Below are 21,453 nucleotides of genomic sequence, written 5' to 3'. Positions count from 1 at the left end.
CACGCCCCCGCCATACTTCACGCGTGCCACAGCACCCCGCGATCATCCTGGTCTCCGCCACCCGCGCCGACTTCCTCCTCGACGAGTTCGGGCGCTACGTCCGCGACTACGAGCTGTTCGCGGTGACGTCCGCGGCCGAGGCGGAGTCCCTCGCCCAGCGGCTCGTCGAGGAGCGACAGCCGGTCGCCCTGTTCGTGACCGAGGCCCGGCTGCCCGACGCGCCGGTCCTCGTCGCACTCCAACGGTGGCGGGTCGTCGTACCGACCGCGCGCCGCATGGTCGCCGCCCACTGGGACGACTTCCTGGCGGAGGCCGATGCGCTGCGACCCGGCCTGGTCACCGGCAAGTACGACGCCTTCCTGCTGATGCCGCGCGGACAGCGCGACGAGGAGTTCCACACCGCCGTCTGCGAGCTCCTGTCGGACTGGGGATCGACCGTCGCAGCGCCGGAGGTGGCCACCGCCGAGGTCGTCGCCGACCCCGGGAACGCGCTCGCGGTGGGGATCCGGGAGTTCTTCGCCCGGATGGGCATACCGAGCGCGACGTACCTCCCCGACTCGGAGATCGGCAGGTCCGCGGCCGACGAGCTGCGGGCCAAGACCGGGGAGGAGCCGACGTACCCCGTCGTGCGCAGCCTCCGGGGCGGCGTCATCGCCCCGACCAGCGTCCGCGAGGTCGCCGCGATCCTCTACGGCCGGCCGGACTCGATCGACCCCGAGGGCGCCAACACCATCGTGGACCTCTGCATCGTCGGCGCCGGCCCGGCCGGGCTCGCCGCCGCGGTCTACGGCGCTTCGGAGGGCCTGACGACGGTCGCCGTCGAGGCAGAAGCGATCGGCGGCCAGGCAGGCACCAGCTCGATGATCCGCAACTACCTGGGGTTCCCGCGCGGCGTCTCCGGCATGAGGCTCGCGCAGCGGGCGCGGAGCCAGGCGATCCGGTTCGGCACCCGGTTCTTCACCGGCTGGGAGGTCGCCGGGCTCACGCCCGGGAGCGACGGCGCGCCGCACGTGCTGCACACCGACGGCGGCGACCTGCACGCCAGGACCGTGGTCCTCGCGACCGGCGTGACCTACCGCAAGCTCGGCGTGGAGCCGATCGAGGAGCTGATCGGCCGCGGGGTGCACTACGGCAGCGCCATGTCCGTCGCGCGCGAGATGGAGGGCGCGGACGTGGTGGTCGTCGGGGGCGGGAACTCGGCCGGACAGGCCGCGCTCCACCTCGCGCGGTTCGCACGGTCGGTGACGATCGTGGTGCGCCGTGAGGGCCTCGAGGCGACGATGTCGTCGTACCTCATCAAGGAGATCAGCTACCACCACCGCATGAACGTGCGCCCGTTCACCGACGTCGTCGACGGTGGTGGCAGCGACCGGCTGGAGTGGCTGACCCTGCGCGACCGGCGCGACCGCACGGAGGACACGGTGCCGGCCGGCGGCCTCTTCCTGCTGCTCGGCGCAGAGCCGCACAGCACCTGGCTGCCCGGCGCGATCGCGCGCGACGAGCGTGGCTACATCGTCACCGGCCGGGACGTGCCCGCGGAGAGCTGGACCGACGGGGTGCCGCCGCCGAGCCTCGGTACGACGGTCGCCGGCGTCTTCGCCGTCGGTGACATCCGGGCGGGGTCGATGAAGCGGGTCGCGGCGGCGAGCGGCGAGGGGTCGTCCGTCGTACCGCTGGTGCACGAGTACCTCGGCGGCCTCTGACCACCCTGAGCGGTCAGACCGCGATGTTGGCGGACCGGATCCGCAGGCACTCCGCCACGTCCTCCTCGAGGACCCGGGGAGCGACCGCGTAGTACTGACCGCTCACGCCCTGCTTCCTGAGGAAGTAGTAGCCGCTCGTGTCACTGAACGTCCGACCGACCAGCGGGTCCTCGCCGGCCGCAACCTTGTAGATCCGGACGGGCTGCCGCTCGGCGCAACGCGGCGCGGCCGAGCACTTCAGGTAGCCGCGGAACTCCTTGACCGAGCTCTTGTAGAAGGTGGTCAGCGTGCGGGCGCGCTCGGGGCACCCGTGGGGCAGGACCCCCCGGACGTCGATGCAGCGGTCGTACTCGTCCTTGACGTAGTCACGGTCGAGGTCGTTGCACCACTTGGTGGTGAACTTCATCGACCAGCTCTGGAGCGTCCCGGTGTCGTGGGTAACCGCGTCGGTGACCTTCAGGACCCACACGCCGGACGGGTTGAGGTCGTCGAAGGCGTTGAGGCTCTGCTCGGGCCGGAAGTCACCCGTGAACGGCGCGGTGCCCGCGCTGATGTGGGAGGCTGCGCCGTCGTTGAACCGGGTGTTCGTGTAGTTGTCGCCGCCGCCGCCGCGGCGGTTGGTGAGCAGGACCGTGTGGTTTCCGTACGAGAGGGTGACGATCAGGTCCCCGACGAACGGGTGCGCGATGTTGATCGTCACGTCGAGGTCGTAGAGCGGGTCGTCGGCCGTCAGGCCCGTCTTGTCGATGGACGAAATCACGCTTCCGTTGTCGGGGATCGGCAGGTTGACGCTGGCGCTCGTCCCGTATCCGCATGCGATGTAGGCAGCCGCCGGGGGCGCGACCGCGGTCGGTACGACGACGCCCAGGACTCCCGTGAGCACGAGCGTCGAGAGTGCCGCGACTGTGCGCCTGACCTGCCTCATCAGAGTCCTCGTCGTCCGTCCGGTTCGACGCCCGAGTCGTCACAGGTACCGTGGACGATACTCCTGCCGGACGGCGTCGTCCGCCGCACGGCGTACTTCCGCAGCGGTGTCGGCCGGATCAAATAGGGTCGGGCCATGGCCCTGGAGACCTCGCTCGAGAAGCCGGCGCCGGTCCGGTCGGTCGCCAACGCGATCGCGGGCTGGATCGACCGGCTCGGCGTGGTGTGGGTCGAGGGCCAGGTGGCGCAGGTGAGCCGGCGTCCCGGGGTCAACACCGTCTTCATGACGCTGCGCGACTCGGTCGCCGACATCTCGGTGCCGGTGACCTGCTCGCGGGTGCTCTTCGACGGCCTGCAGCCGCCGCTGGTCGAGGGCGCGAGCGTCGTGATCCAGGCGAAGCCGTCCTACTACGCCAACCGCGGCACGCTCTCGCTCTACGCGCGCGACATCCGGATGGTCGGGCTCGGCGAGCTGCTCGCGCGGCTCGAGCAGCGGCGGCAGCTGCTGGCCGCGGAGGGCCTGTTCGCGCAGGAGCGCAAGCGCCGGCTGCCGTTCCTGCCGGGGCGGGTCGGCCTGATCACGGCGCCCCGGTCGGCGGCCGAGAAGGACGTGCTCGAGAACGCCACCCGGCGGTGGCCGGGCGTGGCCTTCGAGACCGTCTACGCCGCGATGCAGGGGCCGCGCTCGGCGCTCGAGGTGATCGAGGCGCTGGAGCGGCTCGACGGGCGGGCCGACGTCGACGTCATCGTCATCGCCCGCGGGGGCGGCTCGGTCGAGGACCTGCTGCCGTTCTCCGACGAGGGTCTGGTCCGTGCCGTGGCCAAGGCCCGGACCCCGGTCGTGTCCGCGATCGGGCACGAGCCCGACACCCCGCTGCTCGACCTGGTCGCCGACGTCCGGGCATCGACGCCGACCGACGCGGCCAAGCTGATCGTCCCCGACGTGGCGACCGAGACGACCGGCGTCACCCATGCCCGCGAGCGGCTGCGGCGCGCGCTCCGGGCCCAGGTCGCGCGCGAGCAGGCCGGCATCGACGCGCTCCGCTCCCGGCCGGCACTCGCCGACCCGCGGACCCTGCTCGACCGCCGCGAAGACGAGCTGGCCGCGTACTGCGAGCGGATCCGGCGCACCCTCGGCCACCGGCTCGACCGTGCCGCCGACGACATCGCCCACCACCGGGCCCGGGCCCGCGCCCTCTCTCCCCTCGCGACCCTGCAGCGCGGCTACGCCGTGCTCCAGGACGACGCCGGCCACGTCGTCACGTCCGCCGCCGGCGTCACCACCGGGGCGGCGATGAGCGTCCGGGTCGCCGACGGAAGGATCCACGTGACCACCACCCGCAGCGAGCTGCTCGAGGAGACCGATGGCGACTGAAGCGGACGAGCGTCCGTCGTACGAAGAGGCCCGCGAGGAGCTGGTCGAGGTCGTCCGCCGGCTCGAGGCCGGCGGCACCACGCTCGAGGAGTCGCTCTCCCTGTGGGAGCGCGGCGAGCAGCTGGCGACGATCTGCCAGGAGTGGCTCGACGGCGCCCGCGCCCGGCTGGACGCGGTCATCGGAGCGGAGGACGAGGACTAGTCCTTCGCCACCGGCTTCGTGGTGAGCCGGTCGATCAGGTCCTGCAGCTCCTCGGGCGAGGCCGAGCCGTAGACGAGCACCGTCTGGTCGCCGACCTGGGTGGCGTACGCCGTGTCGCCGTCCTCGTCCTCGTAGCCCTCCCAGGCCTCGGCGACCGAGCCGTCCGTCGTGTAGATGTCGATCGACGAGGTCTCCTCGTCGACGTACTCGCGCACCAGCGCGGACACCGACGCGTCCTCCTGGTGGATGCCGACGAAGTTGTCGTCGTCGGTCAGCATCCGGATCTCGAGGGCCTGCCCGTCGACCGCCGTGACGTCGTACCCCGTCGCGATCCAGCCCTCCGGCAGCGCGGTCGGATAGACCGGCTCGAGGCCGGCGTCCTGGGCCTCGCCGGCGATCCCGAGGTAGTCGATCTCCTCGGGGTCGATGTCGGTGTCGGTCCGGAACAGGCCGAGGAACCACAGCAGGGCGCCGACGATCACGACCGTGATCACCAGCGCGGCGACCAGCCCGCCGGCGGATCGCTGGTACTTGCCCGGGCGGCCCACGCTCGACGTACTCATAGCCCGCCTATCTTCACAGCCCGTCCGGGAGATCGCGGCACCGGACCCGTTCGGCGATCATCGCTAGCCGCAGATGCGGCGGAATAATGGCAAACATGCCTCATCTGCGGAACAATGTGCGGGTGACTGACTACCGGATCGCGGAAGCCGCAGAGGTGCTCGGCGTCAGCGACGACACCGTACGGCGCTGGGTCGACGCCGGCCGCGTGCCGAGCGCGACCCGCGAGGGCCGGACCGTGATCCCGGGCGCCGACCTCGCCACGCTCGCCGCCTCGCTGGTCGACGAGGCGGAGCGCGAGCGGACCCGGGCCGGTTCGGTGAGCGCCCGGAACCGGATGACCGGGATCGTCACCCGCGTCGTCAAGGACACCGTGATGGCGCAGATCGAGATGGTCTGCGGCCCCTACCGGGTGGTGTCGCTGATGAGCGCCGAGGCCGCCACCGAGCTGGGTCTCGAGCCCGGCGTCCGCGCGATCGCGTCGGTGAAGTCGACCAGTGTCGTCGTGGAGCGGCCGCGATGAGTACGACAACCCTCCGCTCGACGCTCGCAGCGCTGACCCTGCTGGTGCCGATCGCCGGCTGCGGCGGCGAGGACGACCAGACGCTGCACGTGCTGGCCGCATCGTCGCTGACGGACGTCTTCACCGAGCTCGCCGCGACCTTCGAGGCGGACCACGACAGGGTGGACGTCCAGCTGTCCTTCGGTTCCAGCACGGACCTCGCCGAGCAGGCCGCCGACGGGGCGCCGGGCGACGTGCTCGCGACCGCGGACCAGGAGTCGATGACGCTGGCGGAGGACGCAGAGGTCGCGCTCAACGCGAAGCAGTTCGCGACCAACCACCTCGTCATCGTCACCGCACCGGGCAACCCGGAGGGCATCGACTCGCTCGCCGACCTGGCCGCGGTCACCTGGGTGCGGTGCGCGGACGAGGTCCCGTGCGGTCGCGCGGCGACGCGGCTCTTCGAGGAGGCAGGCATCGGCCAGCCGTCGGAGCCGTCTAGCCTCGAGGAGGACGCGCGGTCGACCCTCGACAAGGTGGTGGCCGGCGAGGCCGACGCGGCCCTGGTCTACGCGTCGGACAGCGTGGCGGCGGGTGATCGGGTGACGACGGTCGATGTCCCGGAGGCCGACCGGGTGGCGTCGTCGTACTTCATCGCGACCCTGAGCCAGTCCGAGGACCCCGAGCTCGCCGACGAGTTCTGGGCGGCTGTCCTGCTCGACGAGGGGCAGGCGGCGCTGACCGACGCCGGCTTCGGGTTGCCATGACCGGCCGCGACCCACTCGGCCGCGCGCCGTGGATCCTGGTCGTCCCGGCAGCACTCGCGGCCTGCGTGCTCCTGATCCCGCTCGTCGCCATGGTCGCGGCCACCGATCCGCGCGGCCTCGTCGACGCGCTGACGTCCGAGGCCGCCCGGGACGCGCTGTGGCTGTCGGTCACGACGTCGACGGCGGCGATGCTCGTCTCGCTCGTGATCGGACTGCCGCTCGCCTGGCTGCTGGCCCGCGTCGACTTCCCCGGCCGCCGCCTCGTGCGCGCGCTGGTGATCGTGCCGATGGTGCTGCCGCCCGTGGTCGCGGGTATCGCGCTGCGGTCGGCGTTCGGCCGCTCGGGCCTGCTCGGCGAGCCGCTGCTCGACGCCACCGGCTTCGCGTTCCCCTACACGACCTGGGGCGTCGTCCTGGCGCACGTCTTCGTCGCGCTCCCGTTCCTGGTGATCAGCACCGAAGGCGCCCTCCGCTCGACCGGGATCGGGTACGACGGCGCCGCCGCCACCCTCGGCGCGGGACGCTGGACCACGTTCCGGAGGATCACCGTCCCGCTCGCGCTGCCCGGCATCGCGGCGGCCATGGTGCTGGCGTGGGCGCGGTCGCTGGGTGAGTTCGGGGCGACGATCACCTTCAACGGCAACTACCCGGGCACCACGCAGACGATGCCGACGCTGATCTACGTCGCGCGCCAGTCCGACGCCGACGCCGCGCTGGCGCTGAGCGTGGTCATGCTGCTGGTCTCGGTCGGCGTCCTGGTCGCTCTGCGCGACCGCTGGCTGGTGACGGCATGACCCTCGAAGCCACGCTCGTCGTCCCCGGGCGGCTCGACGTCGAGATCGCCGCGCAGCAGGGCGACGTCGTCGCCCTGGTCGGGCCCAACGGCGCCGGCAAGAGCACCCTGGTCCACGCTCTTGCCGGGCTCCAGCGGGCCGAGGGCCGGGTCCTGCTCGGTGGTCACGACCTGCTCCCCCTCGCACCCCAGGACCGCGCCGTGGGGGTCGTCTTCCAGGACCAGCGCCTGTTCCCCCACCTCTCGGCGCTCGACAACGTGGCCTTCGGACCCCGCTCGCGGGGGGACGCGAAGCCGGCCGCCCGGGCGAAGGCCCAGGTCTGGCTCGACCGGCTCGGCATCGCCGACCTCGCCCAGCGGAAGCCGGCGAAGCTCTCCGGCGGCCAGGCGCAGCGGGTGGCGATCGCCCGCGCCCTCGCGACCGACCCCGGCCTGCTGCTGCTCGACGAGCCGTTCACCGGGCTCGACGTCGGCGTCGCGGCGACGCTGCGGATCGAGCTGGGCCGCCACCTCGCGGACTTCGGCGGCGTCACGGTGCTCGTGACCCACGACGCGCTCGACGCCCTCACCCTCGCCACCTCGGTCGCGGTGCTCGACCAGGGCCGGGTCGTGCAGATCGGGACCCCGGCCGACGTCGCCGCGCGGCCACGCACCGAGCACGTCGCACGGCTCGTCGGGCTCAACGTGATCCGCGACGGCGACCGGCTGCGGGCCTTCTCCCCCGCCGCGGTGACCGTCTCGCTGCAGGCACCCACCGACTCGACCCGCAACCGCTGGCAGGGCGTCGTCCGCGGCGCGGCACCCCACGGCGACGCCATCCGGCTCCAGGTCAGCGGCGAACGCGACCTGATCGCCGACGTCACACCCGCGGCCTCGCGCGAGCTGGCCCTGGTTCCGGGGCAGCACGTGTGGCTGTCGGTGAAGGAGACAGCCGTGACGACGTACGACGCCCGTCCCGAGGCGGCTTCCGACTGACGGACGAGGGCGTCGCGGAGGATAAGGTTCGCCTCATGGAGAGCTTTGCCGTGGCACCGCCGGCCCCCGACCGCAACCTCGCCCTCGAGCTGGTGCGGGTGACCGAGGCTGCCGCGATGGCGGCCGGGCGCTGGGTGGGCCGCGGCGACAAGAACGGCGCCGACGGCGTGGCCGTCAACGCGATGCGGGTGATGATCTCCACGATCGGCATGAACGGCGTGGTCGTGATCGGCGAGGGCGAGAAGGACGACGCCCCGATGCTCTACAACGGCGAGCGGGTCGGCGACGGCACCGGTCCCGAGTGCGACGTCGCGGTCGACCCGATCGACGGCACCACGCTGACCGCGAAGGGCATGAGCAACGCGATCGCCGTACTCGCCGTCGCGCCGCGCGGCTCGATGTACGACCCGTCCGCGGTCTTCTACATGGAGAAGCTGGTCACCGGCCCCGAGGCCGCCGATGTGGTCGACATCCGCTACCCCGTCGCCGAGAACATCAACCAGGTGGCGAAGGCCAAGGGAGCCCAGCCGTCCGACGTGACCGTCGTCCTGCTCGACCGGCCGCGGCACGCCCAGCTGGTCGACGAGATCCGGGCCACGGGCGCGCGGATCAAGTTCATCACCGACGGCGACGTCGCCGGCGCCATCTCCGCCGCCCGCGGCAACGCCGGCGTCGACCTGCTGCTCGGCATCGGCGGCACCCCTGAGGGCATCATCACCGCCTGCGCGATCAAGGCGCTCGGCGGCACCATCCAGGGCCGGCTCTGGCCCACCGACGACGAGGAGCGGCAGCGCGCGATCGACGCCGGCCACAACCTCGACCCCGACTACGTGCTCACCACCGACACCCTGGTCACCGGCGACGACTGCTTCTTCGTCGCCACCGGGATCACCGACGGCGAGCTGCTGCGCGGCGTCCGCTACCGCGCGGGCGGATGCACCACCGAGTCGCTGGTGATGCGGTCACGGAGCGGCACGATCCGCACCATCACCTCCGAGCACCAGCTGCAGAAGCTGCGGCAGTTCAGCAGCATCGACTTCGACTAGGGCCGTTCGCCACACGAGCCTCATCTGTCCCAGCGACCAGGCAAAACTGGCACGTGTCGGGCATTGCAACGGCCGACAAGTGCAGGGATCCCCGGTCGACCGGTGATTCCTGCGGAAGCGCAGCCTAGGCAGTCTCGACGGCCGTCAGGGCAGCAACGCCCGTCGTCTGCCGCACCAGGGCTTCGCCGACGACCGAGAGGACGCGGGGGTCGACCGCGAGGCCGATGTGGGACGCACGGACCTCGACGGCGACGCCGTCAGGGTCGATGCAGGCCTTCCAGTCGACGATGCCGTCACGGCGCGAGTAGACGTTCGTCATCGCGACGCCGTGCGGCAGCGGCTGGCGGACCTCGTGGAAGCTGGCCTCGGCACACGGACCGGACACGCACTCCTGGGACATGAAGCCCGGGAGGCCGGCGGCCGACAGCCGGTTGAGCACGGTGACGCCGCCGGTCAGCAGGCGGTGGTGGGCGGCGGGCGCCAGCATCGGGCTGCCCATGGTGACGATGCCGGAGACCAGGTCGGGACGACGTGCGGCGATGCCGCGCGCGATCATGCCGCCGAGGCTGTGCCCCACGATCTGCACCCGCGAGCCGCGCCGCTCGGCGATCCGCTCGAGGTGCGCCTCGACCAGCGCTGCCGCGTCGAGCGTGCAGCCGACGTTGGCGTGGATGTGGGACCGATAGGTGCGGAAACCGCGCTCGCGCAGGCCGGCCGCCATCTGCCGCAGGGTCCAGTCTCCGGCGAGGAAGCCGGGGATGAGCAGCACCGGCTCGGCCGCCCGGGACACGCTGCGGGCGGCGTACGGCGTCTTCCAGCGGGTACGGCGCGCCGCGCCCTTGTGCACGGCGAGGCGGCCGGCCTCGGTGACGAGGCTGCCCTCCCGCAGCAGCGCAGCCAGCGCCGGACGACCGAAGCCGTCGGGGAGCAAGTAAGGCGCCAGCACGGTGGTCATATACCCGACCCTAACTGGTTGAATCGTGAACCTGTGGCAATCCGGCAAACTTGAGTTCATGAGCGCGTCACCTGACCAGAGCAACGTTTCGGCGTCCGAAGAGTTATTCGCCCCCCTGCCGAGCGGGATCGAGCTCTGCTACCAGACCTTCGGCGAGCCGACCGCCGACCCGCTGCTGCTGGTGATGGGCCTGGGCGGCCCGATGAACTGGTGGGACACCGAGCTCTGCACGCTGCTCGCCGAGCACGGATTCTTCGTCATCCGCTACGACAACCGCGACACGGGGCGCTCGTCCCGCGACCCCGGGCGGGTCAAGCCGTCGGACCTGATCCGCGCGTTCGCCGGGCGCCCGGTCAAGGCGCCGTACCCCATCGCGGACCTCGCCGACGACGCCTTCGGGCTGCTCGACCACCTCGACCTCCCCGCGGCGCACGTCGTCGGCGCCTCGATGGGCGGGATGATCGCCCAGACGATGGCGATCGCCCACCCCGAACGGGTGCACTCGCTCACCAGCATCATGTCGTCGACCGGCCGGCGCACCGTGGGCTGGCAGAGCCCGGTCCTGCTGCCGACGTTGATCGCGCGCCGCGGTCCGGAGCGGGAGGCGTACGTCGCCGGCGGCCTGCGGGTCTGGCGGCTGATCGGCTCGCCCGGGTTCCCGCCGGATCTCGAGGAGCTCGAGCGCCGTGGGAACGAGACGTTCGACCGCGGCGTCAGCCGGAGCGGCGTGATGCGCCAGATGATGGCCGTGCTCACCCAGCCCGACCGCACCGCGCAGCTGCGCAGCCTCACGATGCCCACGCTCGTCGTCCACGGGCTGGCCGACCGGATGGTGCACGTCTCCGGCGGGCGATCGACCGCGAGAGCCGTGCCCGGCAGCGAGCTCCTGCTGATCGACGCGATGGGGCACGACTTCCCGAAACCCCTGTTCGAGACGATCGCGTCGGCCATTCGGCGTACCGCGGATCGGGCTACCCGGAAATGATCGTTTCACTCCGGTCTAGACAAACCATCAACTTCCGTAGGACGGTGGCACTGGTCACACCAACGGGAGGATTCAATGACGAATCGCTCGGGAGGACCGGCGTCCCCTGAACCGGGACGGCGGAGGGGGAGTAGATCTCGACGAAAGTGGCGCAGCAGCCTGGCAACTGCTGCGACCCTCGGCCTCACCGCCACCCTGCTGTCGTCCTGCGGCAGCGACTCTGACGCGCTGGTCTGGTACATCAACCCCGATGCCGGCGGCCAGGCGGCCGTCGCGGCCGCGTGCAGCGACGAGCTCGGCTTCGAGATCACCACCCAGGTCCTGCCCCAGGCGGCAGGCGAGCAGCGGATCCAGCTGGCCCGACGCCTCGCGGCCGAGGACCCGGCGATCGACCTGATGAGCATCGACCCGCCGTACACCGCGGAGTTCGCCAACGCCGGCTACCTGGCCGAGATCCCCGCCGACATGCAGGAGCGGATGCGCGAGCAGGCGTTCGAGGGCGCCGCCGCCGCGGCGACGTGGGACGACCAGCTCGTGGTCGCGCCGTTCTGGTCGAACACCCAGGTGCTCTGGTACCGCAAGTCGTTCGTCCAGAAGACCAACCTCGACATGAGCCAGCCGGTCACCTGGGACGACATCATCCAGGCGGCCGCCGAGGGCGGCGGCAAGGTCGCGGTTCAGTCCAACAAGTACGAGGGTTACTCGGTCTGGATCAACGCGTTGATCGCCGGCGCGGGTGGTGACATCGCGACCGACACCGAGAAGGGCGCCGAAGCGACCATCGAGGTCGACTCCGAACCCGGCAGGGTGGCCGCGGGCATCATCGAGGAGCTTGCCGGCTCGACCGCGGCGCCGGACGACATGTCCGTCGCCCAGGAAGGCCAGGCCGGAGCGACCTTCGGCGGGGAGCAGGGCGCATTCATGGTCAACTGGACCTACGTGCTGACCGGGGCCGGCTACCCGGAGGACGTCGTCAAGGACATCGGCTACACCAGGTACCCGCAGTCGGTGGAAGGCGAGGAATCCCGTCCTCCGTACGGCGGCATCGGGATCGGGGTCAGCGAGTTCTCCGACCAGAAGGAGCAGGCGATCGAGGCGCTCGAGTGCCTCACCAGCCCGGACAACCAGGGCCTCAACGCCGAGCTGACCGGCAACATGCCGTCCAGTGCGGCCGGATACGACTGGCCAGCACTCAAGGAGATCTACCCGCAGGACCTGCTCGACCTCTTCCAGCAGAGCCTCGAGGCCGCGGCACCACGCACGGTCTCGCCGTACTGGAGCGACATCTCCGGCGCCCTCCTGAGCCGGTTCCACCCACCGTCCTCAGTGGATGACGAAACACCGGAGGACGCACAATCCTTCATCGAGGACGTGCTGCAGCAAAGGAGCCTGCTGTGACCGCGACCGCGCCAGCCCCTACCAAGACCCGTCGGGCGCCGGTCACCAGCGACCGCTCCTCCGCGGAGAACCGGCTCGGCCTGCGACTGGTTGCTCCGGCCGTGATCGTGATGCTGCTGGTCACGGCCTGGCCGATGATCCAGGCCCTCTACCTGTCGCTCTTCCAGTACCGGCTGACGTCGCCCGACGACAAGGAGTTCGTCGGGCTCGGCAACTACGTGACCGTGCTGGGCGACGGGTTGTTCTGGAAGGACACCGTCAACACGGTGATCATCATGGTGGTCACGGTGGCGGTCGAGCTCGTGATCGGGTTCGCCTTCGCGATGGTGATGCACCGGGTGATCTTCGCTCGCGGCGTGGTCCGCACGTCGATCCTGATCCCCTACGGGATCATCACCGTGGTCTCGGCCTTCGCCTGGCAGTTCACGTTCAGCCTGACCAACGGCTGGGTCAACAGCTGGTTCGCCTGGCTGCCGTGGATCGCGGAGGACACCAACTGGTTCGGCGACCACTGGCCGGCGATGTTCGCGATCATGGTCTCCGAGATCTGGAAGACCACGCCGTTCATGTCGCTGCTGCTCCTCGCGGGTCTGTCGCAGGTCAGTGAGGACATGATCGAGGCAGCTAAGGTCGACGGCGCCACCTGGTGGCAGCGGCTGTGGAAGGTGATCCTGCCGAACATGCGCGCGGCGATCATGGTCGCCGTCCTCTTCCGGGCCCTCGACGCGTTCCGGATCTTCGACAACATCTTCGTGATGACCCGCGGTGCACAGGACACCGAGTCGTCGTCGTTCCTGACCTATCGCCAGGTGATCGAGCAGTTCCAGCTCGGGCTCGGGTCCGCGCTCTCGGTGCTGCTGTTCCTGACCGTCCTTTTGCTGGCGTTCTTGATCGTCAAGCTGTTCCGGGTCGATCTGGCCCAGGCGAGGGGTGAGGGCTGATGGCCATGAAGACGGACACGAAGACCAAGGCGGGCACCGGGATCGGCTTCGTCCTGATCATGATCTGGTGCCTGCTGCCCGTGGTCTGGATCATCTCGCTGTCGTTCAAGTCCACGGCCGAGACCGGCGCCGGTAGCCCGCAGTTCCTGCCGAAGGACGCCACTCTCGACAACTACAAGACGCTGCTCGGCGTCGGGACGCTCAGCGATGGGACCGAGCCGGACCCTGCCGTCTCCGACGACTTCATCCAGGCGCTGATCAACTCCTTCGGCATCGCCCTGATCGCGACCCTGCTCTCGGTGGTCTTCGCCACCCTGGCCGCCTACGCGATCGCCCGGCTGGAGTTCAAGGGCAAGCGGCTGGTGCTCTCGCTCGCACTCGCGATCGCGATGTTCCCCGTCGTGTCGCTCGTCGGGCCGCTCTTCGACATGTGGCGCACGTTCCAGCTGTTCAACACCTGGCCGGGGCTGATCATCCCCTACATGACCTTCACGCTGCCGCTGGCGATCTGGACGTTGTCGGCGTTCTTCCGTGAGATCCCGTGGGAGATGGAGCAGGCCGCCCAGGTCGACGGCGCCACGTCGTGGCAGGCGTTCCGCAAGGTCATCGTCCCGTTGGCGGCACCGGGCGTGTTCACCGCGGCGATCCTGACCTTCTTCTTCGCGTGGAACGAGTTCGTGCTCGCGATCTCGCTGACCTCCACGACGGACTCACGCACGGTCCCGGCGCAGATGTCCTTCTTCGTCGGACCCGATCCGTTCAACCCGCCGTACGGGCAGCTGGCCACGGCCTCGGTCGTCGTCACCGTCCCGATCATCATCATCGTGCTGCTGTTCCAGCGCAAGATCGTCGCCGGACTCACCTCCGGCGCAGTGAAGGGATAGGACCGTCATGGCATCCATCAACATCCAGAACCTCGTCAAGAAGTACGGCGACGGCTTCCCGGCGGTCAACAACGTCTCGATCGACATCGCCGACGGCGAGTTCATGATCCTCGTCGGGCCGTCCGGCTGCGGGAAGTCGACCCTGCTCCGGATGATCGTCGGCCTGGAGGACATCACGTCGGGCGAGCTGACCATCGGCGAGCGCCGGGTCAACGACCTCGCGCCGCGCGACCGCAACCTGGCGATGGTCTTCCAGAACTACGCGCTCTATCCCCACCTCACCGTCTACGAGAACATCGCGTTCCCGCTCCGGCTGGCCAAGCTGGACAACGCCGAGGTGGACCGACTGGTGCGCGACGCGTCGTCCACGCTGGAGCTCGACGAGCACCTCGAGCGCAAGCCGGGCAACCTGTCCGGTGGCCAGCGGCAGCGGGTCGCGATGGGGCGGGCCATCGTGCGCCAGGCAGACGCTTTCCTGTTCGACGAGCCGCTGTCCAACCTGGACGCCAAGCTCCGCGGTCAGATGCGCACCGAGATCGCGCGCCTGCAGAAGCGGCTCGGGATCACGACGGTCTACGTCACCCACGACCAGACCGAGGCGATGACGCTCGGCGACCGGGTCGCCGTCCTCAAGCGCGGACTGCTCCAGCAGCTCGCCACGCCGCGGGAGCTCTACGACAACCCCGGCAACCTCTTCGTCGCCGGCTTCATCGGCTCACCGCCGATGAACTTCCTGCCGGCCGAGGTCACGGGCAACAAGGTGAAGCTGCCGTTCGGCGAGGTCGAGATCCCGGCCGAGAAGGCCGCCCGGGCCGAGGGCCGCGGGCTGCTCATCGCCGGCATCCGGCCCGAGGCGTTCGAGGACGCGAAGCTGGCCGAGAGCAAGGGCGTTGCCACCGGTACGGCGACGTTCTCGGCCAACGTCGACGTCGTGGAGTGGCTCGGCAACGAGACCTACGCCTACATCCCGTTCGAGGCGCCCCCCGAGGTGACCAAGCAGCTGGCCCAGCTGGAGAAGGAGCTCGACAGCGAGGCGCTGCGCACCCAGCTGGTGGTCTCGCTCGACGGCTCCAGCCGGATCACCGCCGGCACCGAGGCCGAGATCTGGGTGGACTCGGCGAAGATGCACCTCTTCGACCCCGCGACCGGCGAGAACCTCACCGTCGATAACGAGCACGCCGGTCACATCCCGCGCGAGGCCGCCACGGTCTAGGGGGCCACCCGGGCGAGGAGCCGGGTCTCCTCGTCGTCCGTCAGCGGTACGGCGAGCACGCGGAGCCAGTCGGCGAGCTCGCCCTGCTCGAGCTCGCGGTGCTCGGTGGGCTTGCCGGGGCGTCGTACGGTCACCGTCTTCTCGGTGACGGACACGTGCTGGCCGTCCTCGTGCTTGGTGATCATCAGGCCGCTGCGGAAGTGCGAGGTCGGGAACGTGCTCGTGTAGTGGTGGCCCATCACGACGTCGACCGGCAGCACGCGGAGGTCGTCGACCGTGTGGCCGACCTCCCAGCCCGCCTCCCGCAGCCGCTGCAGCTCCCACTCCCCGGCGTCGGTGCGCCGCACCCGGTAGGGCCAGCCGCGCTGGTCGCTCTCGGCCCCGTCGGCCAGTGCGACGGGCCGCACCAGGCTCATCCCGAAGCCGGGGTCGCACAACAGGCGCTCGCCGTCCATCCGGACCTCGACCGTCATGTGGGTGCGGCCCTGCACGGGTCCGGTCGCGGGGTCGCCGACGCGACCGAGGTGGCGGCGTACGTCGTACCCGAGCCGCTCGAGGACCGCCGCGAACACGGTGCCGTGCTCGAAGCAGTAGCCGCCTCTCCCCCGGCCGACGAATTTGTCGTTCAGCACGTCGAGCCCGACGCCGGGGTGCTGGTCGAGCAGGACGTCGATGTTGTCGAAGGTGAAGGTGCGGACGTGGGCCTCGTGGAGCTCGTCGAGCGCCTTGCGGTCGGGCGGCCGCGCGGGGAGGCCGACCCGCGCGAGGTAGCCGTCGAGGTCGAGCCGGTCGATCTGCCAGGGGTCGTCGGTCACGTCCCGATCGTAGGAGGGCACCGGTCGATCCTCATCCGAGATTGCGGCGGGTCACGTCGGGCCGGGTCCGGTCGCGGTTGAGGCTCATCCCCACGTCGAGGGTCATGCCGAGCTCGATGCCCTCGGCCCGACGTACGGCGTCGCGCAGCGGCAGCAGGTAGCGGCCGTCCTTGGGGAACAGCGCGGTCGTGAAGTCGGTGTCGCCGATCCGGACGACGACCGGCACCTGGCCCCAGTACTCGAGACCCTTCGCGGCGTCCTTGACGTCGTCGCTGTCCTCGGCCGGGATGTCGGCGTAGTAGAACGGCGCCGGGCCGCGCCACTCGATCACCGCGGCCGAGAACTGGAACTCCACGACCGAGAGCCTAGAGCCGGTCGGGGACATCCTCCTCGACGTACACGGTGCCGCCGAGCTCGAGGAACTCTGCGGACTTCTCCTTCATGCCGAGCGCCGCGTCCTCCGGGGTCAGGTCGGCGCCGAACCGGTCACGCACGTCCTGGCTGATCCGCATCGAGCAGAACTTGGGACCGCACATCGAGCAGAAGTGCGCGGTCTTGGCGTTGTCCGCCGGGAGCGTCTCGTCGTGGAACTCCTCGGCGGTGACCGGGTCGAGCGAGAGTGCGAACTGGTCGCGCCAGCGGAACTCGAAGCGCGCCTTCGAGAGCGCGTCGTCCCAGTCCCGGGCGCCCGGGTGACCCTTGGCGATGTCGGCGGCGTGCGCGGCGAGCTTGTAGGTGATGACGCCGGTCTTCACGTCGTCCCGGTTCGGAAGCCCGAGGTGCTCCTTCGGCGTGACGTAGCAGAGCATCGCGGTGCCGTGCATCGCGATCGTGGCGGCGCCGATCGCCGAGGTGATGTGGTCGTAGCCGGGAGCGATGTCGGTCGCGAGCGGGCCGAGCGTGTAGAACGGCGCGCCGTGGCACCACTCCTGCTGGAGCCGGACGTTCTCCTCGACCAGGTGCAGCGGCACGTGACCGGGGCCCTCGACCATCACCTGGACGTCGTGCTCCCAGGCACGCGCGGTGAGCTCGGCCAGGGTGCGCAGCTCGGACAGCTGGGCCTCGTCGTCGGCGTCGGCGGTGCTGCCGGGGCGCAGCCCGTCGCCGAGGGAGAAGCTGACGTCGTACTGCGCGAAGATCTCGCAGAGCTCGTCGTAGTGGGTGTAGAGGAAGTTCTCCTCGTGGTGCGCCAGGCACCAGCCGGCCATGATCGAGCCGCCGCGGGAGACGATGCCGGTGACCCGGCGGGCTGTCATGGGGACGTAGCGCAGGAGTACGCCGGCGTGGATCGTCATGTAGTCCACGCCCTGCTCGCACTGCTCGATCACCGTGTCGCGGAAGATCTCCCAGGTGAGACGGTCGGCCTCGCCGTTGACCTTCTCCAGGGCCTGGTAGATCGGGACGGTCCCGATCGGGACCGGGCTGTTGCGGATGATCCACTCGCGGGTGGTGTGGATGTCGTCGCCGGTGCTGAGGTCCATCACCGTGTCGGCGCCCCAGGTGATCGCGTGGGTGAGCTTGTCGACCTCCTCCTCGATGCTGCTGGTGACGGCGCTGTTGCCGATGTTGGCGTTGATCTTCACCAGGAAGCGGCGGCCGATGATCATCGGCTCGGACTCGGGGTGGTTGACGTTGGCGGGGATGATCGCGCGGCCGGCAGCGACCTCGCTGCGCACCAGCTCGACGTCGCAGGACTCGCGGAGCGCGACGTACTCCATCTCGGGCGTGACGATGCCGGCCCGGGCGTAGGCCATCTGGGTGACCGCTCCACCGGTCGAGCGGCGCGGCTCCCGCTTCTCCCCCTGCCACTCGCCGCGCGCAGCACCGCTGCGGATCGCGGCACGGCCGTTGTCGACCAGCTGGGTCGCGCGGCCGTCGTACGTCTCGGTGTCGCCGCGGTCCTCGATCCAGCCGACGCGGAAGGGCGGCAGGCCGACCTGCGGGTCGCTGCCGGGGCCCTCGGTGCAGTAGCGGTCGAACGTCTCGCCGTTGGTGAGCGCGACCCGCGTGTACGGCACTTCGATGTTGCTGTGCTCGCCACGCTTGTAGACCCGGGTGTGGGCGGGGTGAACGGTCATGCGGTGACTCCTTCTGTTTCGGTCATCGAGCTTGTCGAGATGTGGGCGATCGGGCCCCGGCCGCGGCCGAGGTCCCAGGTGGAGCTGGTGGCGAGCCGGCGGGAGGTGAAGTCGGCGGCGCGGTGAGCAGCGGTGGCGAGGTCGTGGCCGAGGGCGAGGTACGCCGCCAGCGCGCTGGCGTGGGTGCACCCGGTGCCGTGGTCGTTGGTCGTGGCGACGCGCGCGTGGGGGATGTCGAGCGGCTCGCGACCCGGCCGGTGGAGCACGTCGGGGGCGCCGCTGCCGGTGCGGAGCACTGCCGCGCCGTGCCCCCGGCCGAGGACGGCGTCCTCGTCGGCGTTCGGGGTGACGACGGTGGCGAGCGGCAGCAGGTGCTCCCGGTAGGCCGCGACCACCGCGGCGTCAGCGAGCGTGGCGCCGGTGGTGGCGCGGAGCACCGGGTCGACGACGAGCAGGGGTCGTCCTTGCCCGCGTGACCCTGAGGTCACCCTGGCAAGGACGACCCGTTCGGCCAGGAGCCGGACCGCCTCGGGCGTCGCGAGCATCCCGGTCTTGATCACCGCGACCGGCAGGTCGCCCAGGACCGCGTCGAGCTGGGCGGCGACGACATCGGCCGGGACGGGATGGATCCCGTGGACGCCACGGGTGTCCTGGACCGTGATCGCGGTGACGACGCACCCGCCGTGCACGCCGAGGGCGGCGAAGGTCGCGAGGTCGGCGGCGAGGCCGGCGCCCCCGCCCGGGTCGGTGGCGGCGACCGCCAGCACGACAGGAGGGGTCATGCCAGCACCGCCAGCAGGTCGGCCACCACGGCGGCGGGATCGTCGGCGCGCATGACCTCGCCCATGACCGCGACGCCGTAGGCCCCGGCCGCGCGGGCCTTGCTCGCGTTGGCCGGCGTGATGCCCCCGAGTGCGTACGTCGGCAGCGACAGGTCGGCGAAGGCACCCTCCGGCAGCGGCGGCCCGTAGCCCGGCTTGCTCGAGGTGGCGGCGTACGGCGACAGGGTCGCGTACGACGCCCCGTCGGCCGCGGCTCGTCGTACCTCTGCCGCGGAGTGGCACGAGCGCCCCCAGCGCACGCCGCCGTCGGGGGCCGGCTGGTCGGCGGCCAGGTGGACGGCGTCGGCCGCCGGGTCGCTGATGCGCGAGGAGATCACCGCGAGCCCGTCGATCGACGCGAGGTCGGCCACCAGGGCGGCCCGGGTCGCGGCCAGCAGGTCGTGCTCGCGTACGACGACCGCCCGCAGCCCCGCACCCACGCACTCCTCGATCGTCCGCACCAGCGCCCGTCCCAGGTGCAGCTGCGACCTGTCGGTGAGCACCAGCAACCGCGGCAGCTCCTCGGCCCGGCTCATGCGATCCGCCCGGACACCGGGCTGGAGGCGCGGGCGGTGGAGCGCAGCGGGATCCGGCCGGCGTGGCGGGCGGCGTACCCCGCCTCGACCGCGAGGCACAGCGCGTGGGCCATCGCGACCGGGTCGTCGGCGCGGGTGACGGCCGTCGCGGCGAGCACGGCGTCGCAGCCGAGCTCCATCGCGAGCGCAGCGTCGCTGGCGGTCCCGATGCCCGCGTCGAGGACGACGGGGACGTCGACCGCGGCCCGGACCGCCTCGATCGCGTGCGGGTTGCGGATGCCGAGGCCCGACCCGATCGGGGAGCCGAGCGGCATCACCGCGGCGCACCCGACGTCGACCAGGCGCCGCGCGAGCACGGGGTCGTCGGTGGTGTAGGGCAGCACCGTGAACCCGCGCCGGACCAGCTGGTCGGCGGCTTCGAGGAGGCCGACCGCGTCCGGGAGCAGCGACGCCTCGTCGCCGATCACCTCCAGCTTCACCCAGTCGGTGCCGAGCGCCTCGCGGGCGAGCTCGGCCGTCAGCACCGCCTCGCGGGCGGACAGGCAGCCGGCCGTGTTGGGCAGCAGCGGTACGCCGAGCCGTCGGAGCACGTCGAGCAGTCCCCCGTCCCGGGTCGACGACGTGCGCCGTACCGACACCGTCACCAGGCCGGGCCGTGCCGCGGCCAGCACCGGCTCGAGGAGGGTGAGGCTGGGCAGCCCGCCGGTGCCGAGGAGCAGCCGGGACGACAGCGCTCGTCCGGCAATGGTGAGCGCGCTCATCCGCCCTGCACCGCCGTCACGATCTCGACCGTGTCCCCGGCCTTGAGCGGCCACCGCGGCCAGTCGTCGCGCGGGACGACCTCGTCGTTGACCGCCACCGCGATGCCGTTCGGGCGGGGGTCGTCCATCCGGGCGGTCAGCAGGTCGGCGACGGTCGCGCCGGCGAGCTCGGTCGGCTGTCCGTTGACGGTGATCAGCATCGTTCTCCTTCGGTTCGCTGGTCGAGGGTCGAGAGCCGGCGCGGGTCGACAGCGCCGTCCACGGCGCCGGTCTCGAGGTGGTCGGCCACCAGTCGCGCGGTCAGCGGCGCGAGCAGCACCCCGTGCCGGTAGTGCCCCGCGGCCAGCACCACCCCGTCGCCGGCCGGTCCGATCAGTGGCAGGTTGTCGGCGGTGCCGGGGCGATCGCGGGCCGTTGCCTCGACGAGCTCGGCCCGGTCGAGGGCGGGCCAGAGCAGGCGCGCGGCGGCCAGCAGCCGGAGCACCCCGCCGGCGGTCACGACCGGCGCCTCGTCGTGCTCCTCGCTGGTGGCGCCGACGACCACCTCCCCCGACGCCCGCGGCACGACGTAGACGGGCTCACCCCGGACCCAGCCGCGCACGGTCCGCGTGGGCGGGTCGTCGGAGTGCAGGCGCAGGATCTCGCCGCGGACGCCCCGCACCAGCAGGTCGTACGGCGCCGGCAGCCGGCTGCCGGTCGCCACGACCGTGGCGTCGTGCTCGCCGCCGGCGTCGGCCGGGACGACAGGGACCCGCCGCAGCAGCCCGGCCATGACAGCGCGCGGGTCGACGCTCGGGTCACGGAGCAACGCCCCGCCCTGCACCCGACCGAGCCCCGGTTCCAGTACGGCGACCCCGCCCGCATCCCGCACCTCGACAGCCGCCCCGTGCCGGCCCAGGAGATCGACCTGACGCTCGACCTGCTGCAGGTCGCCGGCGTCGTACCCGACGAGCACGGTGCCGTCCGTGCGCAGCGGCACCCCGAGCCGGCCGGCGTACTCCGGCCACAGTGCCAGCGACTCACCGCCGAGCCGCAGCAGCTCCTCCTCGCCGTGCCACAGCTCGGCGGACGGACTGAGCATCCCGGCGGCGGCGTACGACGCGCCCCTGCCGGGCGCGGGGTCCACCACGGTCACCGCATGACCGCGCCGGAGCAGCTCGTCGGCGACGGACAGCCCGACGATGCCCGCACCCAGGATCTTGATCCTCATCGCCATCG

General features: G+C 71.4%; 24 protein-coding genes. 13 read left to right on the top strand and 11 right to left on the bottom strand.

All coding sequences use genetic code 11. The annotated features are described in order from the left end of the window. The first annotated feature begins 23 nt into the window (after window positions 1–23). Window positions 24–1,703, top strand: coding sequence for an NAD(P)/FAD-dependent oxidoreductase (locus D0Z08_RS25620; protein ID WP_118928120.1), 1,680 nt, complete (start codon window positions 24–26; stop codon window positions 1,701–1,703). Between the two features lie 13 nt (window positions 1,704–1,716). Here the strand turns inward: D0Z08_RS25620 and D0Z08_RS25615 are convergent, their stop codons facing one another. Further along, window positions 1,717–2,628 carry a proprotein convertase P-domain-containing protein gene (locus tag D0Z08_RS25615; RefSeq protein ID WP_118928119.1) on the bottom strand — a complete coding sequence of 304 codons (912 nt, stop codon included), beginning with the start codon at window positions 2,626–2,628 and terminating at the stop codon, window positions 1,717–1,719. A 135-nt stretch (window positions 2,629–2,763) separates the two neighbouring features. On the opposite strand from D0Z08_RS25615, the gene xseA reads away from it, so the two are divergent. Beyond that, window positions 2,764–4,002 carry an exodeoxyribonuclease VII large subunit gene (xseA, locus tag D0Z08_RS25610; RefSeq protein WP_118928118.1) on the top strand — a complete coding sequence of 413 codons (1,239 nt, stop codon included), beginning with the start codon at window positions 2,764–2,766 and terminating at the stop codon, window positions 4,000–4,002. Beyond that, window positions 3,992–4,204 (top strand): exodeoxyribonuclease VII small subunit, encoded by a 213-nt coding sequence (locus tag D0Z08_RS25605; RefSeq protein ID WP_118928117.1) that lies wholly within the window; start codon window positions 3,992–3,994, stop codon window positions 4,202–4,204. The genes xseA and D0Z08_RS25605 overlap by 11 nt, the downstream gene beginning before the upstream one ends. On the opposite strand, the gene D0Z08_RS25600 is transcribed toward D0Z08_RS25605, so the two are convergent. Then, window positions 4,201–4,767, bottom strand: a complete 567-nt coding sequence (locus tag D0Z08_RS25600) for a DUF4245 domain-containing protein (protein WP_118928116.1) — start codon at window positions 4,765–4,767, stop codon at window positions 4,201–4,203. The genes D0Z08_RS25605 and D0Z08_RS25600 overlap by 4 nt on opposite strands. A 122-nt stretch (window positions 4,768–4,889) precedes the next feature. On the opposite strand from D0Z08_RS25600, the gene D0Z08_RS25595 reads away from it, so the two are divergent. Genes D0Z08_RS25595 through glpX form a run of 5 tightly spaced genes read left to right on the top strand, consistent with a single transcriptional unit; the run spans window position 4,890 to window position 8,848 of the window. Further along, window positions 4,890–5,288, top strand: a complete 399-nt coding sequence (locus D0Z08_RS25595; protein ID WP_245994487.1) for a TOBE domain-containing protein — start codon at window positions 4,890–4,892, stop codon at window positions 5,286–5,288. Continuing rightward, complete coding sequence (modA, locus tag D0Z08_RS25590) at window positions 5,285–6,034, top strand: molybdate ABC transporter substrate-binding protein (protein WP_118928114.1); 750 nt, start codon at window positions 5,285–5,287, stop codon at window positions 6,032–6,034. Before D0Z08_RS25595 ends, modA begins: the two co-directional genes overlap by 4 nt. After that, window positions 6,031–6,828 carry an ABC transporter permease gene (locus D0Z08_RS25585; protein WP_118928113.1) on the top strand — a complete coding sequence of 266 codons (798 nt, stop codon included), beginning with the start codon at window positions 6,031–6,033 and terminating at the stop codon, window positions 6,826–6,828. Before modA ends, D0Z08_RS25585 begins: the two co-directional genes overlap by 4 nt. Next, window positions 6,825–7,802 (top strand): ABC transporter ATP-binding protein, encoded by a 978-nt coding sequence (locus D0Z08_RS25580; RefSeq protein ID WP_118928112.1) that lies wholly within the window; start codon window positions 6,825–6,827, stop codon window positions 7,800–7,802. The genes D0Z08_RS25585 and D0Z08_RS25580 overlap by 4 nt, the downstream gene beginning before the upstream one ends. A 35-nt stretch (window positions 7,803–7,837) precedes the next feature. After that, the gene (glpX, locus tag D0Z08_RS25575) at window positions 7,838–8,848 is read left to right on the top strand and encodes a class II fructose-bisphosphatase (protein WP_118928111.1); all 1,011 of its coding nucleotides are present in this window, start codon (window positions 7,838–7,840) and stop codon (window positions 8,846–8,848) included. Window positions 8,849–8,972: 124 nt separating this feature from the next. Here the strand turns inward: glpX and D0Z08_RS25570 are convergent, their stop codons facing one another. Continuing rightward, window positions 8,973–9,803, bottom strand: a complete 831-nt coding sequence (locus D0Z08_RS25570) for an esterase/lipase family protein (protein ID WP_182481487.1) — start codon at window positions 9,801–9,803, stop codon at window positions 8,973–8,975. 58 nt (window positions 9,804–9,861) lie between these two features. On the opposite strand from D0Z08_RS25570, the gene D0Z08_RS25565 reads away from it, so the two are divergent. From D0Z08_RS25565 to D0Z08_RS25545, 5 genes are all read left to right on the top strand, one after another. Further along, the gene (locus tag D0Z08_RS25565) at window positions 9,862–10,788 is read left to right on the top strand and encodes an alpha/beta fold hydrolase (protein ID WP_118928109.1); all 927 of its coding nucleotides are present in this window, start codon (window positions 9,862–9,864) and stop codon (window positions 10,786–10,788) included. A 75-nt stretch (window positions 10,789–10,863) separates the two neighbouring features. After that, window positions 10,864–12,186, top strand: a complete 1,323-nt coding sequence (locus tag D0Z08_RS25560; RefSeq protein WP_118928108.1) for an extracellular solute-binding protein — start codon at window positions 10,864–10,866, stop codon at window positions 12,184–12,186. Beyond that, window positions 12,183–13,127 (top strand): carbohydrate ABC transporter permease, encoded by a 945-nt coding sequence (locus D0Z08_RS25555; protein ID WP_118928107.1) that lies wholly within the window; start codon window positions 12,183–12,185, stop codon window positions 13,125–13,127. The genes D0Z08_RS25560 and D0Z08_RS25555 overlap by 4 nt, the downstream gene beginning before the upstream one ends. Before the next feature lie 5 nt (window positions 13,128–13,132). Then, on the top strand, window positions 13,133–14,011 hold the full coding sequence (locus tag D0Z08_RS25550; RefSeq protein WP_118928136.1) for a carbohydrate ABC transporter permease: 879 nt from the start codon (window positions 13,133–13,135) through the stop codon (window positions 14,009–14,011). A 7-nt stretch (window positions 14,012–14,018) separates the two neighbouring features. Further along, complete coding sequence (locus D0Z08_RS25545) at window positions 14,019–15,224, top strand: ABC transporter ATP-binding protein (protein ID WP_118928106.1); 1,206 nt, start codon at window positions 14,019–14,021, stop codon at window positions 15,222–15,224. Here D0Z08_RS25545 and D0Z08_RS25540 read toward each other — a convergent pair. The 8 genes from D0Z08_RS25540 to D0Z08_RS25505 are packed head-to-tail and all read right to left on the bottom strand — an operon-like array spanning window position 15,221 to window position 21,445. After that, the gene (locus D0Z08_RS25540) at window positions 15,221–16,039 is read right to left on the bottom strand and encodes an arylamine N-acetyltransferase family protein (protein WP_220454344.1); all 819 of its coding nucleotides are present in this window, start codon (window positions 16,037–16,039) and stop codon (window positions 15,221–15,223) included. The two genes, D0Z08_RS25545 and D0Z08_RS25540, sit on opposite strands and share 4 nt — an antisense overlap. A gap of 31 nt (window positions 16,040–16,070) precedes the next feature. Beyond that, window positions 16,071–16,394 carry a DUF1905 domain-containing protein gene (locus D0Z08_RS25535; RefSeq protein WP_118928105.1) on the bottom strand — a complete coding sequence of 108 codons (324 nt, stop codon included), beginning with the start codon at window positions 16,392–16,394 and terminating at the stop codon, window positions 16,071–16,073. A 10-nt stretch (window positions 16,395–16,404) separates the two neighbouring features. Beyond that, window positions 16,405–18,117 (bottom strand): phosphomethylpyrimidine synthase ThiC, encoded by a 1,713-nt coding sequence (gene thiC / locus D0Z08_RS25530; protein WP_118928104.1) that lies wholly within the window; start codon window positions 18,115–18,117, stop codon window positions 16,405–16,407. After that, complete coding sequence (gene thiD / locus D0Z08_RS25525) at window positions 18,114–18,899, bottom strand: bifunctional hydroxymethylpyrimidine kinase/phosphomethylpyrimidine kinase (RefSeq protein ID WP_118928103.1); 786 nt, start codon at window positions 18,897–18,899, stop codon at window positions 18,114–18,116. Before thiD ends, thiC begins: the two co-directional genes overlap by 4 nt. Next, window positions 18,896–19,474 carry a thiamine phosphate synthase gene (locus D0Z08_RS25520; RefSeq protein ID WP_118928102.1) on the bottom strand — a complete coding sequence of 193 codons (579 nt, stop codon included), beginning with the start codon at window positions 19,472–19,474 and terminating at the stop codon, window positions 18,896–18,898. Before D0Z08_RS25520 ends, thiD begins: the two co-directional genes overlap by 4 nt. After that, on the bottom strand, window positions 19,471–20,235 hold the full coding sequence (locus D0Z08_RS25515) for a thiazole synthase (RefSeq protein WP_118928101.1): 765 nt from the start codon (window positions 20,233–20,235) through the stop codon (window positions 19,471–19,473). The genes D0Z08_RS25520 and D0Z08_RS25515 overlap by 4 nt, the downstream gene beginning before the upstream one ends. Then, a complete protein-coding gene (gene thiS / locus D0Z08_RS25510) occupies window positions 20,232–20,435 on the bottom strand; it encodes a sulfur carrier protein ThiS (RefSeq protein WP_118928100.1) in 204 nt (67 codons plus the stop codon). The genes D0Z08_RS25515 and thiS overlap by 4 nt, the downstream gene beginning before the upstream one ends. Beyond that, window positions 20,429–21,445 carry an FAD-dependent oxidoreductase gene (locus D0Z08_RS25505; RefSeq protein ID WP_182481486.1) on the bottom strand — a complete coding sequence of 339 codons (1,017 nt, stop codon included), beginning with the start codon at window positions 21,443–21,445 and terminating at the stop codon, window positions 20,429–20,431. The genes thiS and D0Z08_RS25505 overlap by 7 nt, the downstream gene beginning before the upstream one ends. Window positions 21,446–21,453: the final 8 nt, after the last annotated feature.

Origin of the sequence: Nocardioides immobilis, from assembly GCF_003515065.1 — a bacterium.
Lineage (GTDB): Bacteria > Actinomycetota > Actinomycetes > Propionibacteriales > Nocardioidaceae > Nocardioides > Nocardioides immobilis.
This window is presented reverse-complemented; position numbering and strand designations above follow the sequence as displayed.